The sequence below is a fragment of the Aestuariivirga sp. genome, assembly GCF_046294715.1.
Lineage (GTDB): Bacteria > Pseudomonadota > Alphaproteobacteria > Rhizobiales > Aestuariivirgaceae > Aestuariivirga.
Window position 1 is genome coordinate 114,375 of sequence record NZ_JBKBKI010000002.1, and the last position, 14,298, is coordinate 128,672.

General features: G+C 61.6%; 16 protein-coding genes. 8 read left to right on the forward strand and 8 right to left on the reverse strand.

The features are described from left to right. Window positions 1-2: 2 nt before the first annotated feature. The gene (locus ACK4HL_RS02310) at window positions 3-665 is read left to right on the forward strand and encodes a sulfate transporter family protein (protein ID WP_409756337.1); all 663 of its coding nucleotides are present in this window, start codon (window positions 3-5) and stop codon (window positions 663-665) included. Here the strand turns inward: ACK4HL_RS02310 and nth are convergent. Further along, window positions 637-1,296, reverse strand: coding sequence for an endonuclease III (gene nth / locus ACK4HL_RS02315; protein WP_409756339.1), 660 nt, complete (start codon window positions 1,294-1,296; stop codon window positions 637-639). The genes ACK4HL_RS02310 and nth overlap by 29 nt on opposite strands. A 42-nt stretch (window positions 1,297-1,338) precedes the next feature. Here nth and ACK4HL_RS02320 point away from each other — a divergent pair, with 42 nt between their 5' ends. Together ACK4HL_RS02320 and ACK4HL_RS02325 are read left to right on the forward strand one after the other, a co-directional pair. Then, window positions 1,339-1,815: a DUF2244 domain-containing protein gene (locus tag ACK4HL_RS02320; protein ID WP_409756341.1), complete on the forward strand. Its 477-nt coding sequence runs from the start codon at window positions 1,339-1,341 to the stop codon at window positions 1,813-1,815. A 47-nt stretch (window positions 1,816-1,862) separates the two neighbouring features. Beyond that, the gene (locus tag ACK4HL_RS02325; protein WP_409756343.1) at window positions 1,863-2,747 is read left to right on the forward strand and encodes a methylated-DNA--[protein]-cysteine S-methyltransferase; all 885 of its coding nucleotides are present in this window, start codon (window positions 1,863-1,865) and stop codon (window positions 2,745-2,747) included. 3 nt (window positions 2,748-2,750) lie between these two features. On the opposite strand, the gene irrA is transcribed toward ACK4HL_RS02325, so the two are convergent. Beyond that, window positions 2,751-3,167 (reverse strand): iron response transcriptional regulator IrrA, encoded by a 417-nt coding sequence (gene irrA, locus ACK4HL_RS02330; protein WP_409756345.1) that lies wholly within the window; start codon window positions 3,165-3,167, stop codon window positions 2,751-2,753. Between the two features lie 157 nt (window positions 3,168-3,324). Here irrA and fabA point away from each other — a divergent pair, with 157 nt between their 5' ends. From fabA to ACK4HL_RS02355, 5 genes are all read left to right on the forward strand, one after another. Continuing rightward, the gene (gene fabA / locus ACK4HL_RS02335; protein ID WP_409756348.1) at window positions 3,325-3,837 is read left to right on the forward strand and encodes a 3-hydroxyacyl-[acyl-carrier-protein] dehydratase FabA; all 513 of its coding nucleotides are present in this window, start codon (window positions 3,325-3,327) and stop codon (window positions 3,835-3,837) included. A 13-nt stretch (window positions 3,838-3,850) separates the two neighbouring features. Then, window positions 3,851-5,062, forward strand: a complete 1,212-nt coding sequence (gene fabB, locus ACK4HL_RS02340) for a beta-ketoacyl-ACP synthase I (protein ID WP_409756350.1) — start codon at window positions 3,851-3,853, stop codon at window positions 5,060-5,062. Between the two features lie 4 nt (window positions 5,063-5,066). Next, complete coding sequence (gene fabI / locus ACK4HL_RS02345) at window positions 5,067-5,888, forward strand: enoyl-ACP reductase FabI (protein ID WP_409756352.1); 822 nt, start codon at window positions 5,067-5,069, stop codon at window positions 5,886-5,888. Between the two features lie 43 nt (window positions 5,889-5,931). Then, entirely contained in the window at window positions 5,932-6,291 is a 360-nt protein-coding gene (locus tag ACK4HL_RS02350; RefSeq protein WP_409756354.1) for a carboxymuconolactone decarboxylase family protein, read from the forward strand. 153 nt (window positions 6,292-6,444) lie between these two features. Beyond that, window positions 6,445-7,860 carry a glycosyltransferase family A protein gene (locus ACK4HL_RS02355; RefSeq protein WP_409756356.1) on the forward strand — a complete coding sequence of 472 codons (1,416 nt, stop codon included), beginning with the start codon at window positions 6,445-6,447 and terminating at the stop codon, window positions 7,858-7,860. Between the two features lie 9 nt (window positions 7,861-7,869). Here ACK4HL_RS02355 and ACK4HL_RS02360 read toward each other — a convergent pair whose 3' ends face one another. From ACK4HL_RS02360 to murJ, 6 genes are read right to left on the reverse strand one after another with little or no spacing between them, the layout of a single operon-like run. Next, window positions 7,870-8,685, reverse strand: a complete 816-nt coding sequence (locus ACK4HL_RS02360; RefSeq protein ID WP_409756358.1) for a HesA/MoeB/ThiF family protein — start codon at window positions 8,683-8,685, stop codon at window positions 7,870-7,872. Next, window positions 8,685-9,125, reverse strand: coding sequence for a dUTP diphosphatase (gene dut / locus ACK4HL_RS02365; RefSeq protein ID WP_409756360.1), 441 nt, complete (start codon window positions 9,123-9,125; stop codon window positions 8,685-8,687). Before dut ends, ACK4HL_RS02360 begins: the two co-directional genes overlap by 1 nt. Continuing rightward, window positions 9,122-10,345, reverse strand: coding sequence for a bifunctional phosphopantothenoylcysteine decarboxylase/phosphopantothenate--cysteine ligase CoaBC (gene coaBC, locus ACK4HL_RS02370; protein WP_409756363.1), 1,224 nt, complete (start codon window positions 10,343-10,345; stop codon window positions 9,122-9,124). Before coaBC ends, dut begins: the two co-directional genes overlap by 4 nt. 42 nt (window positions 10,346-10,387) lie before the next feature. Beyond that, on the reverse strand, window positions 10,388-11,950 hold the full coding sequence (gene ubiB, locus ACK4HL_RS02375; RefSeq protein WP_409756365.1) for a 2-polyprenylphenol 6-hydroxylase: 1,563 nt from the start codon (window positions 11,948-11,950) through the stop codon (window positions 10,388-10,390). Next, window positions 11,950-12,717 (reverse strand): bifunctional demethylmenaquinone methyltransferase/2-methoxy-6-polyprenyl-1,4-benzoquinol methylase UbiE, encoded by a 768-nt coding sequence (ubiE, locus tag ACK4HL_RS02380; RefSeq protein ID WP_409756367.1) that lies wholly within the window; start codon window positions 12,715-12,717, stop codon window positions 11,950-11,952. Before ubiE ends, ubiB begins: the two co-directional genes overlap by 1 nt. A gap of 23 nt (window positions 12,718-12,740) precedes the next feature. Next, a complete protein-coding gene (murJ, locus tag ACK4HL_RS02385) occupies window positions 12,741-14,297 on the reverse strand; it encodes a murein biosynthesis integral membrane protein MurJ (RefSeq protein WP_409756369.1) in 1,557 nt (518 codons plus the stop codon). Window position 14,298: the final 1 nt, after the last annotated feature.

Genomic DNA, 14,298 nt, shown 5'->3' on the forward strand with positions numbered 1-14,298 from the left:
CCATGCTGACGGCTGCCATCAAGGCTCTGGGCGATCTCTTCTCGCCCGAATTTCGCGCGGTGTTGTTCAAGGCGGTGGGGCTGACCATTGCCCTGTTCATTGGCGTGCTCGTCCTCGTCGAGGTGCTTCTCGTAGCACTCACGCAGTTCTCCTGGCCCTGGGCGGACTGGGTCCTTGGCATTGGAACGGGAATCGCCCTGATCATCGGCTTCTTCTTCCTCATGTCACCCGTGACGGCGGCATTTGCCGGCCTGTTCCTCGACCAGGTGGCCGAGAAGGTGGAGGCCCGTCACTATCCCTTGGACCCGCGCGGCACTTCCCTCCCCGCGGGCCGTGCCATCGTCATGGCGGTGCAGTTCTTCCTCGTGGTGTTGGTCGTGAACCTCGCCGTCCTGCCGGTGGTTCTTTTCGGGGTCGGCGCCGTAGCGCTCATTGCGGCCAATGCCTATCTGCTGAGCCGTGAGTATTTCGAGATGGTAGCGATGCGACACATGCCAGCGGAAGAAGCGAAGATCCTCAGGCGGGAGAACGGCCCATCGATATTCCTTGCGGGTCTCCTTCCGGCGGCCCTGTCGCTTGTGCCTGTCGTCAACCTCGCGGTGCCACTCTTCGCCACCTCCTTTTTTACCCATCTCTTCAAGTCGGCGCGGGCGTCTTCGGCCTGAACCGGCATATGTCCGCGATCAGGCAGCGCCAGCACTCGGGCCGGCGCGCCTTGCAGACATAGCGCCCGTGCAGGATCAGCCAGTGATGGGCATGCCGGGCATAGGACGCGGGCACGATCCTGAGGAGCCGGGCTTCGACCTCCGAGGGGTTCTTGCCCGGCGCCAGCCCGGTACGGTTGCCGAGGCGGAACAAGTGCGTGTCGACGGCAATTGTGGGATGGCCGAAAGCGGTGTTCAGCACCACATTCGCGGTTTTCCGCCCGACCCCCGGCAGCGCTTCGAGCGCGTCCCGGTCATCGGGGACCTGGCCACCATGTCTTTCAATCAGCCGCTGCGAGAGGGAGATCACGTTTTTGGCCTTGCCCCGGAAAAGGCCAATGGTCTTGATCATCTCCCGCAGCGTATCCTCGCCCAGAGCCACCATCTTCTGAGGGGAGTCGGCGATGGCGAAAAGGGGGCCGGTGGCGCGGTTCACGCCCTCGTCTGTGGCCTGCGCCGAAAGCACCACGGCCACGAGCAACGTATAGGGGTTCACGAAGTGGAGTTCTCCCCGCGGTTCGGGGTTGGCTGCCTCGAAGCGGCGGAAGATCTCCTCCACCTCCCCGGGCTTCAGACGGGTGGCTCTTGTCATGACTCTCCTGTTTCCTTATGTGCGCAGAGGTAGAGCAGATCGATGGACATGAGCAACGGCAAAGCCTGGCAGGCGACACTGACCCCGCACCGGAGCCTTACCCGCCAGGGATTCCTCATCGTCATGGGTCTCGTGGCAGCCGTCAATCTCGCCGTGGGCGCACTTTTCATGGCAATCGGCGCCTGGCCAGTCGCCGGTTTCGCCGGTCTGGACGTGCTGCTGATCTGGTGGGCATTCCGCGTCAATTTCGCCGATGCACGGCAAGTCGAGCGGATCAGCATCACTGATCACGAACTGGTATTGGACCGGTTGCGAGAGAACCGTCCACCCGAGCGCCAGCGGTTCGTCCGGCGGTGGGTGCGGATCGAACTCGAGGAGGACCGGGATCGGGAACTCATCGGAAGGTTGCTGCTGGTCTCCGGTTCGACCCGCGTGGCGGTGGGTGACTTCCTGGCCCCCGAGGAGCGCAGGACCCTTGCCTCCGCCCTGCGTGCGCAATTGGCAATACCCCGCATCTGATCGGTTTTCGGGTGGGCAGGCCCTGCGAAGGGCAGTAGCTTTGCCGCATGAGAGAGACATTCACCATGAACCTGAAGGAGGCGGCGCACGATTATGAGATCGTCCGCCGAAACCTCGATTACCTGAGGGAACACTGGCGCGAGCAGCCGTCCCTCGAAGCGTTGGCCGAGATGAACGGGGTGAGTTCCGCTCATCTGCAGCGGCTGTTCATGCGCTGGGCCGGGCTCAGCCCCAAGGCCTTCGTGCAGGCGCTGACGATCGACCATGCCCGCAAGCTCCTGAGGAATTCGGCAAGCGTGTTGGACACCGCATATGAGGTGGGCCTGTCGGGTCCGGGCAGGCTGCATGACCTATTCGTGACCCACGAGGGGATGACCCCCGGCGCCTACAAGGCCCGCGGCAAGGGCATCACGATCCGCTATGGCTTTCACGACTGTCCTTTCGGCAAGGCTATCTTGATGATGACGGATCAGGGCATTTGCGGCCTTGCCTTCGCCGATGAGGGCCAGGAACAGGCAAGCTTCGCGGACATGCGCAACCGCTGGCCGGAAGCCGCCTTCGTCGAAGACCAGGCCGGCACCGGCCCCCATGTGGCACGAATCTTCAATCCGTCACGCTGGAAGGCCGAGCAGCCTCTCCGTATCGTCTTCATCGGTTCCGAGTTCGAGACACGGGTCTGGCAGACTCTTCTGAAAATCCCCATGGGCGGGGCGACGACATACTCCGACATTGCCGGCCACATCGGAAATCCACGCGCCTCCCGCGCTGTCGGCGCAGCGGTGGGGCGAAACCCGATTTCCTTCGTGGTGCCCTGCCATCGCGTGCTCGGAAAGTCTGGCGGGCTCTGCGGCTATCATTGGGGGCTCACCCGCAAGCAGGCGATACTGGGCTGGGAAGCTGGCCTGGTTTCCGGCGGAGCCGAGGCGGCCTGAGCTCTAGCTGGCGGATTTCCGCAGCCGCACGATGATGTCCACGCGGTCGATTTCGGTGCCGGGTGGCAATGGCGGCAGCCCCTTCACCTCGATCTCGCTGGTCCCGATGTCAACGAGCGACTCGGAGTCCTCGAGATAGTAATGGAAGTGATTCGACGTATTGGTGTCGAAAAACGTCCGGTCCCCCTCGAAGGCCACTTCGCGCAGCAGCCCGGCTGCCTTGAATTGATTGAGCGTGTTGTAGACGGTAGCCAGGGAAACGTCGATCTTCGCCGCAAGAGCTTCCTGGTGCAGCGATTCGGCACTTACATGCCTGTCCCCTGCGCCGAACAGGATGGCAGCCAGCGACAGCCTCTGCCGGGTAGGACGCAACCCGGCCAGCCGGAGCCGCTCTGCCAATTCCTTGTCCTGCTTGTTCATCTTGCCGGTCCTTATATGCGAAAACCCTTTAGCAAGGCAATCTTGGCACCAGTGCGGCGGCGAATTCGTGCCCAAACCGGACTTGGACCGGATATTTCCCTGTGATAGGAACGGCGGAACCGGGTTCACCGGGTGGAGTTTGGGGCCCAGAGGCAGAATGCGCGAATCGAAGTCGAGCTATGATTACGAAGACCTCCTGGCCTGCGGGCGCGGAGAGCTCTTCGGGCCCGGAAACGCCCAGTTGCCGCTGCCCCCGATGCTGATGTTCGACCGGATCACCGAGATCAAGAAGGACGGAGGCGCTGCTGGCCTTGGCAAGGTCGTCGCCGAGTTCGACATCAAGCCGGATCTCTGGTTCTTCCTCTGCCATTTCAAGGGTGATCCAGTCATGCCGGGCTGCCTCGGGCTTGACGCGCTCTGGCAGATGACCGGCTTCTTCCTCGGCTGGCTCGGAGAGCCGGGCAGGGGCCGCGCCCTGGGGGTGGGAGAGGTCAAGCTCACCGGCATGGTCACCCCGCTCGTCAGGAGGGTCACCTATGAGGTGGAGATCACCCGCCTGGTCCTTCGCAAGCTCAAGATGGCGGTTTCAAACGGGATCATGAAGGCCGACGGAGAAACGGTCTATCAGGTCACCGATATGAAGGTGGGGCTGTTCCAGCCCGCGACCTGAGAAAGGAAGCAACATGCGGCGTGTCGTCGTCACGGGTCTCGGCATCGTGTCGAGCATCGGAAACAATGTGCAGGAAGTGCTGAATTCGCTCTATGAGGCGAAATCCGGAATCGTGAAGGCGCAGGACTACGAGAGGCTCGGTTTCCGCTGCCAGGTGCACGGGGCGCCGAGTTTCGATCTCGAAACCGTGGACCGCCGCGTGCGCCGGTTTATGGGTGATGGCGCGGCCTGGAACTACGCCGCCATGCAGCAGGCAATCGTCGATTCTGGTCTCGAGGAAAGCGACATCAAGCACGATCGTACGGGCATCATCATGGGCTCTGGCGGACCCTCGACCCGTACCATCGTACAGGCGGCGGATACGACGCGCGAGAAGGGCCCCAAACGCGTCGGCCCGTTTGCTGTCCCGGCCGCGATGTCGAGCACGAACTCGGCAACCCTCGCGACGCCGTTCGGCATCCGGGGCGTCAATTATTCGATCTCGTCCGCCTGTGCCACCTCAGCCCACTGCATTGGCAATGCCGCGGAGTTGATCCAGTGGGGCAAGCAGGACGTGATGTTCGCGGGTGGCGGCGAAGAATTGGACTGGACTCTCTCAGTCCTGTTCGACGCCATGGGCGCCATGTCTAGCAAGTACAATGACACGCCTGCCAAAGCCTCGCGTGCCTATGACAAGAATCGCGATGGCTTCGTCATCGCCGGCGGTGCGGGCACGGTGGTGCTCGAGGAGCTCGAACACGCGAAGGCCCGCGGTGCCAAGATCTACGCCGAACTCGTCGGCTACGGTGCCACTTCTGACGGTTACGACATGGTCCAGCCCTCGGGCGAAGGCGCCATCCGCTGCATGAAGCAGGCCATGGGTTCCGTCGACCGCATCGACTATATCAATCCACATGCCACCTCGACCCCGATCGGCGACAAGAAGGAAATCGAGGCCATTCGGGCCCTCTTCGGAGACAACATTCCGCCGATCTCCGGAACCAAGTCGCTGACGGGACACTCCCTCGGAGCCGTCGGCGTGCAGGAGGCGATCTACGCAATCCTGATGATGAGGAACAACTTCATCTGCGAGAGCGCCAATATCGAGGAGCTCGATCCGGAATTCGCCGACGTCCCGATCGTGCGCAAGCGCATCGACGACGCGAAGATTGACACCGTGATGTCGAACAGTTTTGGCTTCGGCGGCACCAACGCCACACTTGTATTCCAGCGCTACAACGGCTGATCACATGAGCAATTCACTGATGGCAGGCCGCCGCGGACTGATCATGGGTGTGGCGAATGACCACTCGATTGCATGGGGCATTGCCCAGCAACTTCACGCCCATGGAGCCGAGCTCGCTTTCACCTATCAGGGCGAGGCGTTTGGCCGCCGCGTGAAGCCCCTCGCGCAATCGGTCCGTTCCGACATTCTGCTGCCCTGCGACGTCGAAGACATCGCAACGGTCGACGAGGTCTTCGAGGCGCTCAAAGCCAAGTGGGGCAGCATCGATTTCGTGGTGCACGCCATCGCCTTTTCGGACAAGAACGAGCTCAAGGGCAATTACGCCAACACGAGCCGGGAGAATTTCATCCGCACCATGGTGATCTCCTGCTTTTCCTTCACTGAGATTGCTAGACGTGCAGCAGCGCTGATGCCGAAGGGCGGCGCGCTCCTGACGCTGACCTACGGCGGCTCGACCCGCGTCATGCCCAACTACAATGTCATGGGTGTGGCGAAGGCGGCACTCGAATCTTCGGTACGTTACCTTGCGGCTGATTACGGGCCGCAGGGGATCCGCGTAAATGCCATCTCTGCGGGCCCCATGCGCACACTCGCAGGAGCGGGCATCGGAGACGCGCGTGCCATGTTCAGCTTTCAAAACGACCACGCTCCGCTCCGCCGCACGGTCACGCTGGAAGAGGTGGGCGGTGCCGGGCTCTATCTCCTTTCCCCACTTTCCGGTGGCGTGACCGGCGAAATTCACTACGTCGACTCAGGCTATAACATCATTTCCATGCCTCGCCCCGAGGATCTTCGGAGCGGTTTGAGCGAAGTCAAGGTCAGCTGACCTCTCCCGGTTGAAAATGCCGCTCCACTGGAGGAGCATTTTCATGCACAGGAACTGGAAGGAACTCACGACCGGGCTCAACGGGGCACTGCGCGAACTGCGCGGAGGTGCGCCAGAGGTGATGAAAGGGTTTTCAGCCATCGCGCAGGCGGCGCTGGAGCCCGGTGCGCTGAACACCAAGACCAAGGAGCTCATCGCACTCGCTATCGGAGTGGCGACGAGATGTGACGATTGCATCGCTTTTCACGCCAAGGCGGCAGCCGATCAGGGCGCAACCCGGGAGGAGATTCTCGAGGCACTGGGCATGGCAATTTACATGGGTGCAGGTCCATCGGTGATGTACGCCGCGCACGCCGTCGAGGCTTTCGCGCAATTTTCACCTGCGACCGTGGAACCGGCATAGCTATGATTCGCGGAACCGTGCCGACTCGGACTGGACGGATTCGCACACTTGCAGTACCCTTCACAAGTAGCGGCACAGTGCAGCTGCGCCAAGGCTTGTGGTGGAAAATCAGAGACCGCTTGCGGCGAGAATAAGGGCACGGCAGTTCATCTCATGAAAACCGCCTTAATCATCCCTGCCGCCAGAATAGTCTCTGACTTCGAGATAAACACACTCTCCAAGTTTCGTGAGCTTACGCCCGGTGTCACCTTCTTTCTGGTGCAGATTGGTCGATCGGCGCCGGAAAATGCAGGTGAGTTTGAGCGTACCATCTCGTTACCGCTGGAAGAGAGCCAGGTGGATGCTGCATCGTGCATCGGCATGCAACTCGCCCTCAACGAGGGCTTCACCAGTGTTGGAACGTTGCGCAGCCTGACCTCAGTCGATCTCGCTGTATCGGCGAAGGTCTTGCGAGAATTGGAGGAAGGGTCATCTGACGTCGTTGTCGTCAGGCAGGCAGGCCGCTCGGACGGCACGCTGTTTGTTTCGCAAAGAGCAGCGTTTGCGTGTTCCTTTTGGCAGGCCCTGTCAAAGGATCTCATCGATGACAGGTTGGACATCGTTCATCAACTGTGTCAGCTCACCAACCGCACACTGCATGTCGTCACTGAGAAGATCGTTGGAACAATGCGGCCATACGTGCCGAGATATGGCACGAACGTTGCCTTGGCGAAGCATGCCTCGGCTCTGTCCCGGCTGATCGGGATCCGCATCGGCGGATGGTGGGCACCGAAATCGAGTCCTGTTTCGAAAGTCGCCGTCATCACTCCCTACTACAAGGAGCCCGCTTCGGAACTGGAGAGATGCCTTGTGAGTGTTCGCAACCAGACCTACCCCTGCGATCACTTCATGATCTCCGATGGCTTCCCCAGCGAAGCGGTCGACCAATCTCGTGCCATTCACATCAAGCTGGGCGTTGGTCATTCCGACAATGGAAACACTCCGCGATATGTCGGAGGACTGGTAGCACTTGCAGGTGGATATGATGCGATCGCCTACCTCGATGCGGACAACTGGTTCGAGAGCAACCATATTCAGACGCTGATCGAGACCCAGCATCGCACACATGCGAACGCTGTTTGTTCGTTGCGGAACATCTATCTGCCGGATGGCTACAAGCTTCCAGACTGCGACCGGGAAGATCTCCTTCGGCTTCACGTCGACACATCCTGCTATCTCTTGACGCACGATTGCGAGTACATAGCGCATCTATGGGGGCAAATGCCCCAGTCCTGGGGCCCGGTGTGCGACAGGATCGTGTTCTCTGCTCTGCAGGGAATGAACCTGGCGTGGACTGATCAGAGAACGCTGAATTTCAAATCCAACTATGCTGCGCATTACCGCAAAGCGAGTCGGCCCGTTCCCGAAAAGACACATGATATCCCCGAAGGCTTGTGGCGGAAACTGCTCAGAGCAAATCGCGAGACCGCGGCGATCGCTACCAGCCGGATGGGGCGCATCATCGAAATTGTCAACCCGTATAGAGGACAGCAGGCGGCGGCAAGACTGAGGAACGCCAATGCGCTTTGATCTGGCGTTCTATCGGTCGATGTAGTTGTGCTTCTCCAGGGATGTGATTGACGGATTTCGACCGTTAAGGGGATTGTCGGGGTTCCAAGCCAGTTTTGTTTCGTAAAAGCGGGTGGCCAGAGCATCATACATGACGAGACGCCCTGCCAAGCTGTCACCGATTCCGAGAACTTCCTTGACCACCTCCATGGCCTGCATGGATCCCAGGATGCCAGGCAGTGCACCGAGGATGCCAGCCTCTTCGCAGGCGGGAAACAAGCCCCGTGGTGGGAGTTCACCCATCAGACAACGATATGTCGGCCAGGGCGTCCCGTCAGGGGAGGTCTCGTGCGGCTTGAAGGTGGAAATCTGGCCATCGAACTGCCCCACGGCGGCTGAAACCAACGTTTTCCCAGCAAGGAAGCACGCATCGCTCACGAGATAGCGGGTCGGGAAATTGTCGCAGCCATCGGCAATGACATCGTAGGCTGAAACGATAGCAAGAGCGTTGTCCGCAGTGATGCGGTGATCGTGCTCGACCACATGGACATGCGGGTTAAGTCCTTGAATCGCCTCTCGGGCGCTGGCGGTTTTTGCGACACCCACCCGCGGCGTCGTGTGGATGATCTGGCGCTGCAGGTTGGAAATACTCACCGTGTCGTGGTCGACGATGCCGATGGTGCCGATTCCGGCGGCTGCGAGATAATAAAGCAGAGGAGCACCAAGCCCGCCCGCGCCGACGACCAGCACCTTTGCTTCCTTCAGTCTGTTTTGGCCGGGTCCGCCAACCTCGTGCAGCACCAGATGGCGAGCATAGCGGTCGATCTCGTCGGAAGAGAGCGCCATCAGCGCGATCCGGATGAGCCGAAGCCGCTAGCGCCGCGGGGCGTATTTTCGAGAACCTCGACTTCCTTCCAGCCGATTCTGGTCACCGGAGCCACCACCAACTGGGCAATGCGGTCACCACGGGCGATCACGAAGCTCTGCTGTCCATGGTTGATGAGAGGAACCTTCACCTCGCCCCGGTAGTCACAGTCGATAGTGCCGGGCGCATTGAGAACGGTGATCCCGTGCTTGACCGCAAGACCGGAGCGCGGCCGCACCTGTGCCTCGAAACCTTCAGGCACGGCAATTGCAATGCCCGTCGCCATGAGGCGGCGCTCACCCGGTTTTAGGGTCGCGTCCTCCGCGGCACGCAAATCCATGCCCGCGGCTCCGGCGGTCTCATAGACCGGCAGCGGCAGGTCTTCGCCATGCGGCAGGCGCTTGATTTCGACCTCCGTCATCCGCTCGGCCCCTGCTGCTTAATCAGCATCCCCGCAAGACGCTCCATGAGCCGGCCAGCCACCTCGTCCTTGCTCATTTCCGGCCAGTTCTCCGTGCCTGACTCCGAAACGAGGTGCACAGTATTGCGATCGCCGCCGAGCACGCCCGAATCCCGCCGGACATCATTCGCCACGATGAGGTCGCAACCCTTCTTCCTGAGTTTCTGGGTCGCATGCTCCACAACATTCTCAGTTTCGGCTGCAAACCCCACCACGATTTCCGGCCGATTGCCGGAGCGTGAGATCGTGGCGAGTATGTCCGGGTTTTCGGCAAGTGTCAGGGTGGGCGGGCCGGCCGCACTTTTCTTGAGCTTCTGGCCGGCCTGGGCCGCCACCCGCCAATCCGCCACCGCGGCTGTGAAGATGGCGATGTCGGCAGGCAATTCGTCTGTGGTCGCCGCCAGCATGTCTTCAGCGGTTTCGACGGGAATCATCTGTACGCCCGGAGGAATGGCGAGCGAGACGGGACCTGAGACGAGAACGGTTTCCGCCCCGAGTTCGGCCGCAGCCCGGGCGATGGCATAACCCTGCTTGCCGGAGGAATGATTGGAAATGAACCGCACCGGATCGATCGGCTCGCGCGTGGGTCCTGCCGTTATCACGACCTTTCGCCCGGCGAGTGGCTGCGTCCTGGGCTTCAGCATGTCGACGATCGCATCGACGATTTCACCGGGCTCAGCCATCCGGCCCGCCCCGAACTCGCCGCAGGCCATCTCGCCGTCATTGGGTCCAACCAACCCGACGCCGTCGCGCTTCAGCGCTTCCACATTACGCTGGGTGGCCCTGTGGCGCCACATCCGGACATTCATGGCGGGAGCGATCAGCACGGGCTTGTCGGTGGCGAGAAGTGCCGTGGATGCCAGATCATCGGCAAGGCCATGAGCCATCTTGGCCATGAGATCGGCAGTTACAGGCGCCACGACGAGCAGATCCGCCGCACGCGAGAGTTGGATGTGACCCATTTCGACCTCGTCCGTGAGGCTGAACAGATCCGTGTAAACCTTTCCGCCGGACAGGCTGGAAAGAGAGAGCGGAGTGACGAATTCCTCTGCGGCTTTCGTCAGAATGATGCGGACAGAAGCGCCGCGGGTTTTCAGCAGGCGCACGAGATCATGCGTCTTGTAGGCGGCGATTCCGCCCCCGATGATGAGAAGGACCGTCTTTCCGGCGAGCAATGTCATGGTGCCATTATGCCAGTATTGCGCCGCGTCTGCCAGCCGCCCTCAGACGGCAAGCTGAATGGCAATCACCGCGAGCGAGATCGCACCGATGGCCATCCAGATCCGCGCCCAGCGGCTGTGCCGGCTCTGTGCCCTCGCGAGTTGGTCGGTGGTTTCGCTGTCGAGTCGCAGCCCCCCGTTATTGGCCATCTCGGAAAGCATCCGAGTTGCCCGTCTGGCATCGTCCAACACCGCCGGAAGCCCGGTCAATAGCCTTCCGAAAGAAGCTGAGGCCTCTTCCAGCCGCCCTGCCGGCCCCAGCTTGCGCTCGATCCAGCTTCGGACCACCGGTTCGGCCGTCACCCACATGTTGAGATTGGGATTGAGCGTGCGCGCCACACCCTCGACCACGACCATGGTCTTCTGCAGGAGTAGCAGTTGCGGCTGCGTCTGCATATTGAACTGCGCAGTCACCTCGAAGAGCTGGGTGAGGAGGCGGGCCATCGAGATTTCGTTCGCGGGCCTGTCCATGATCGGCTCGCCGATGGACCGGATCGCCTGCGCGAACACGGCAGGGTCATGCTCATGCGGCACGTAACCCGCCGCGAAATGAACCTCGCTCACACGAGCATAGTCGCGGGTGATGAAGCCATAGAGGATCTCCGCAAGAAACATGCTTTCTTTCGGCCCCAGTCGACCAACGATGCCGAAATCCACGGCCACGAGATTTCCCGACTGGTCGACGAACAGATTGCCCTGGTGCATGTCGGCGTGAAAGAAACCGTCGCGTATGGCCTGCCGAAGAAAGCTCTGGATCACCGTATCGCCGAGCCGGACGAGATCGAAGCCTTGCTCCCTGAGGCTCTCGATATCCGAGATTGGCGTGCCGTCGATCCACTCCGTCGTCAGCACGTCGCGGCCGGTGCGCTCCCAGTCGACCTTGGGCACGCGGAAGCAGGGATCGTCCTTCGTGTTCTCCGCCATTTCCGACAGGGCTGCGGCTTCCATGCGGAGATCGAGTTCCTGCTTCATCGACTGTTCGAGCATCCGCACCGCGGCCACCGGCCGCAGCCTCCGGCCCTCCGCACTGAACCGCTCGACCAGCCGGGCTGCGAAATAGTAGCTCGCGGTGTCGGCGGCGAAGCGCTTGCCGACACCGGGCCTGAGGACCTTCACCGCCAGCACCCGTCCGTCGGGCGCCACCGCCCTGTGCACCTGCGCGATGGAGGCTGCGGCCACTGGTGGACCAAACTCTGAAAACAGCCGGTCGACGCGGGCACCCAATGTCTCGTGCACTGTTTCCATGGCAACGTCTGTCGGGAACGGCGGCAATCTGTCCTGCAGTGCCTTGAGTTCGAAAGCGCGCTTCGGGCCCACCAGGTCGGGCCGCGTCGCGAGGAACTGTCCGAGCTTGATGTAGCTCGGTCCGAGGGAAGAGAGCGCCGCGACAACGGCATTCTCGCCGTTCTTTTCAGGCCTGTGGGTGCCGAACTTCGCGGCGGCGAGGCCAAGCCGGGCAGAAAAGGGCAGCTGCTTCAGCTGCTCCGGCGTCATCAGGGCATCGTAGGCGGCAAGCGTCCGGCCGGCGCGAAGAAGGGCGAAACTGTGCCGGATGCTCGAAAACATCAGATGCGCCAGCCCGAATGGATCGCCACCACCCCGCCCGTCATGTTGCGAAATGTTGCCCTGGCGAAGCCCGCATCCTCGATCATCGCCTTGAAATCATCCTGCTTGGGAAACATGCGTATCGACTCGACGAGATAGCGATAGGGTTGGCCATCCCCCGTCACCACCTTGCCCACCGCGGGGATCACGGCAAAGGAATAGGCGTCATAGATCTTGTCGAGCAGCGGGACGTCGACCTGGCTGAATTCCAGGCAAAGAAAGCGGCCACCCGGTTTCAGCACGCGATAGGCTTCCCGAAGCGCCTTGTCGATGTGCGTCACGTTGCGTATGCCGAACGCGATCGTGTAGCCGTCGAAACTCTTGTCAGGAAACGGCAGGGCCTCGGCATTGCCCACGCTGAAGGCGCAGCGCCCCAGCAATCCCTCGGCTTCGGCGCGCTTCCTTCCTTCGCCGACCATCTCGGGAGAGATGTCCGCCACGGTCACCCGAACGTTCGGGCCTCCAGCCCGCAGGATGCGGAAGGCGACATCGCCCGTCCCGCCCGCCACGTCGAGATGGCTGAAGGGAGCTTGCCCCCTCGGGGGGTTTAGCATCGCCACAAGATCGTCCTTCCACAGCCGGTGGAGGCCGCCCGACATCAGGTCGTTCATCTGGTCGTAACGCTCGGCGACCCTGGAGAACACGTCGTTGACGAGGCCCTGCTTTTCCCTTTCGCCCACCCGGCGAAAACCGAAGGCCACATCCTGCTCGCTCGTCTTGTCAGTCATGGGCAAATCTTAGCCGGAAAGCCTTACCGTTTCAGCATCGTCTTGAGTTCGCCCAGTCGCATGGCGCCGGTCAGGTGCGCTACGGCGAAATAGCTGGCAGCGCCCCCAGTCACCAGCAGCAGCAACCCCCAAGCGGCGGCGAGAAAACCGGCGTTCTCGACATAATTCTCCCGGAGCAGCCACATTCCGCCAAGCAGCAGACCTCCCATCACCGCCGCTGACAGCAGGATCCGCGGCAGCCGCTGGCGCGATCTCTCGTCAAGCGTGAAAAGTCCCCGCCTGGACAGGGTGAACGCCAGGAGCCCGGTATTGACCCATGCCGAGATCGAGGTGGCGAGTGCAATACCGACATGGCCGAGCCACTGCGAAAGAATGAGGCTTCCTGCGATGTTCACCGCCACGGAGACAATGGCGTAGCGCATGGGAGTCTTGGTATCCTCGCGTGCATAAAATCCCGGCTGGAACACCTTGGAGAGGGAAAAAGCCGGAAGCCCGAAGGCGAAGGCAAGGAGGGCCGGCGCCACCGCGAGAGTGTCCGCCCGGGTGAAGGCGCCATGCTCGAACATGGTATGGATGATCGGGGCGGGAATCGCCATGAGCGCAATCGCTGAGGGCAGCGTCAGGAACATGGAAAGCTCGAGCGCCCGGTTCTGGCTGTTGAGGGCTCCGGCCTCGTTGCCCGCCCTGAGCTTGCGCGAGAGGTCCGGAAGCAGCACCACGCCGATTGCCACCCCGATGACGCCCAGCGGAAGCTGATAGAGGCGGTCGGCATAATAGAGATAGGCCACGGCGCCGTCGATGGTGGTCGCCAGCATGGTGGCGACCACCAGGTTGATCTGCATCACCCCACCGGAGACGATCCCGGGAACGGAAAGCGCGATGACCCGCGTCACGTCTGGCGTGACCTTCGGCCACCGCGGCACGAGCGGCATGCCGGCCCGCCGGCACGCCACCGCAAGGAGAGCGTACTGCGCCACGCCAGCGGCGAAGATGCCCCAGGCAAAGATATAGCCCGTGGCAGGCGTATTCCCGGTGCCGAGCACCCAGGCCACTCCGTTCGATGCAATCATCACCACGTTAAGCAGGATCGGCGCTGCCGCTGCGGCAGTGAACCTGTTGAGGCTGTTCAGCACGCCCGACTGCAGGGCAGTGAGCGACATGAACAGAAGATAAGGAAAGCAGATGCGCGTCAGATCGACGGCGAGATCGAACTTCTCCCCCTCTCCCGAAAAACCTGGTGCGATGACATGGATCACCAGCGGCATGGCAATCATGGCAAGGGCCGAGAACAGCAGGAGCCATGCCAGCAGCACCGAAAAGACTTCTATGGCGAAGGTCCGCGCCTTGGCTTCTCCTTCACCTTCGACCCGCTTGGCGAAGAGCGGCACGAAGGCATTGTTGAAGGCGCCTTCGGCAAAGAGCGCGCGGAAGAGGTTTGGGAATCGCTGTGCTACGAAAAAGGCTTCAGCCACGGTGCCGGTGCCCAGCGTGAAGGCAATCAGCTGGTCGCGGATGAAGCCGAGAACTCGGCTGATCAATGTGAAGCCACCCACCGTTGCCGCAGATTTGAAGAGCGACATG

Bases quoted from the DNA above. Each gene is read 5' to 3' on its own strand.
- ubiE (WP_409756367.1), bottom strand. From the start codon at position 12,717: ATGACTGACAAGACGAGCGAGCAGGATGTGGCCTTCGGTTTTCGCCGG.
- fabB (WP_409756350.1), top strand. From the start codon at position 3,851: ATGCGGCGTGTCGTCGTCACGGGTCTCGGCATCGTGTCGAGCATCGGA.
- ACK4HL_RS02360 (WP_409756358.1), bottom strand. From the start codon at position 8,685: ATGGCGCTCTCTTCCGACGAGATCGACCGCTATGCTCGCCATCTGGTG.
- dut (WP_409756360.1), bottom strand. From the start codon at position 9,125: ATGACGGAGGTCGAAATCAAGCGCCTGCCGCATGGCGAAGACCTGCCG.
- fabI (WP_409756352.1), top strand. From the start codon at position 5,067: ATGAGCAATTCACTGATGGCAGGCCGCCGCGGACTGATCATGGGTGTG.
- ACK4HL_RS02310 (WP_409756337.1), top strand. From the start codon at position 3: ATGCTGACGGCTGCCATCAAGGCTCTGGGCGATCTCTTCTCGCCCGAA.
- ACK4HL_RS02350 (WP_409756354.1), top strand. From the start codon at position 5,932: ATGCACAGGAACTGGAAGGAACTCACGACCGGGCTCAACGGGGCACTG.
- ACK4HL_RS02355 (WP_409756356.1), top strand. From the start codon at position 6,445: ATGAAAACCGCCTTAATCATCCCTGCCGCCAGAATAGTCTCTGACTTC.
- nth (WP_409756339.1), bottom strand. From the start codon at position 1,296: ATGACAAGAGCCACCCGTCTGAAGCCCGGGGAGGTGGAGGAGATCTTC.
- fabA (WP_409756348.1), top strand. From the start codon at position 3,325: ATGCGCGAATCGAAGTCGAGCTATGATTACGAAGACCTCCTGGCCTGC.
- coaBC (WP_409756363.1), bottom strand. From the start codon at position 10,345: ATGACATTGCTCGCCGGAAAGACGGTCCTTCTCATCATCGGGGGCGGA.
- ubiB (WP_409756365.1), bottom strand. From the start codon at position 11,950: ATGTTTTCGAGCATCCGGCACAGTTTCGCCCTTCTTCGCGCCGGCCGG.
- ACK4HL_RS02325 (WP_409756343.1), top strand. From the start codon at position 1,863: ATGAGAGAGACATTCACCATGAACCTGAAGGAGGCGGCGCACGATTAT.
- murJ (WP_409756369.1), bottom strand. From the start codon at position 14,297: ATGTCGCTCTTCAAATCTGCGGCAACGGTGGGTGGCTTCACATTGATC.
- ACK4HL_RS02320 (WP_409756341.1), top strand. From the start codon at position 1,339: ATGGACATGAGCAACGGCAAAGCCTGGCAGGCGACACTGACCCCGCAC.
- irrA (WP_409756345.1), bottom strand. From the start codon at position 3,167: ATGAACAAGCAGGACAAGGAATTGGCAGAGCGGCTCCGGCTGGCCGGG.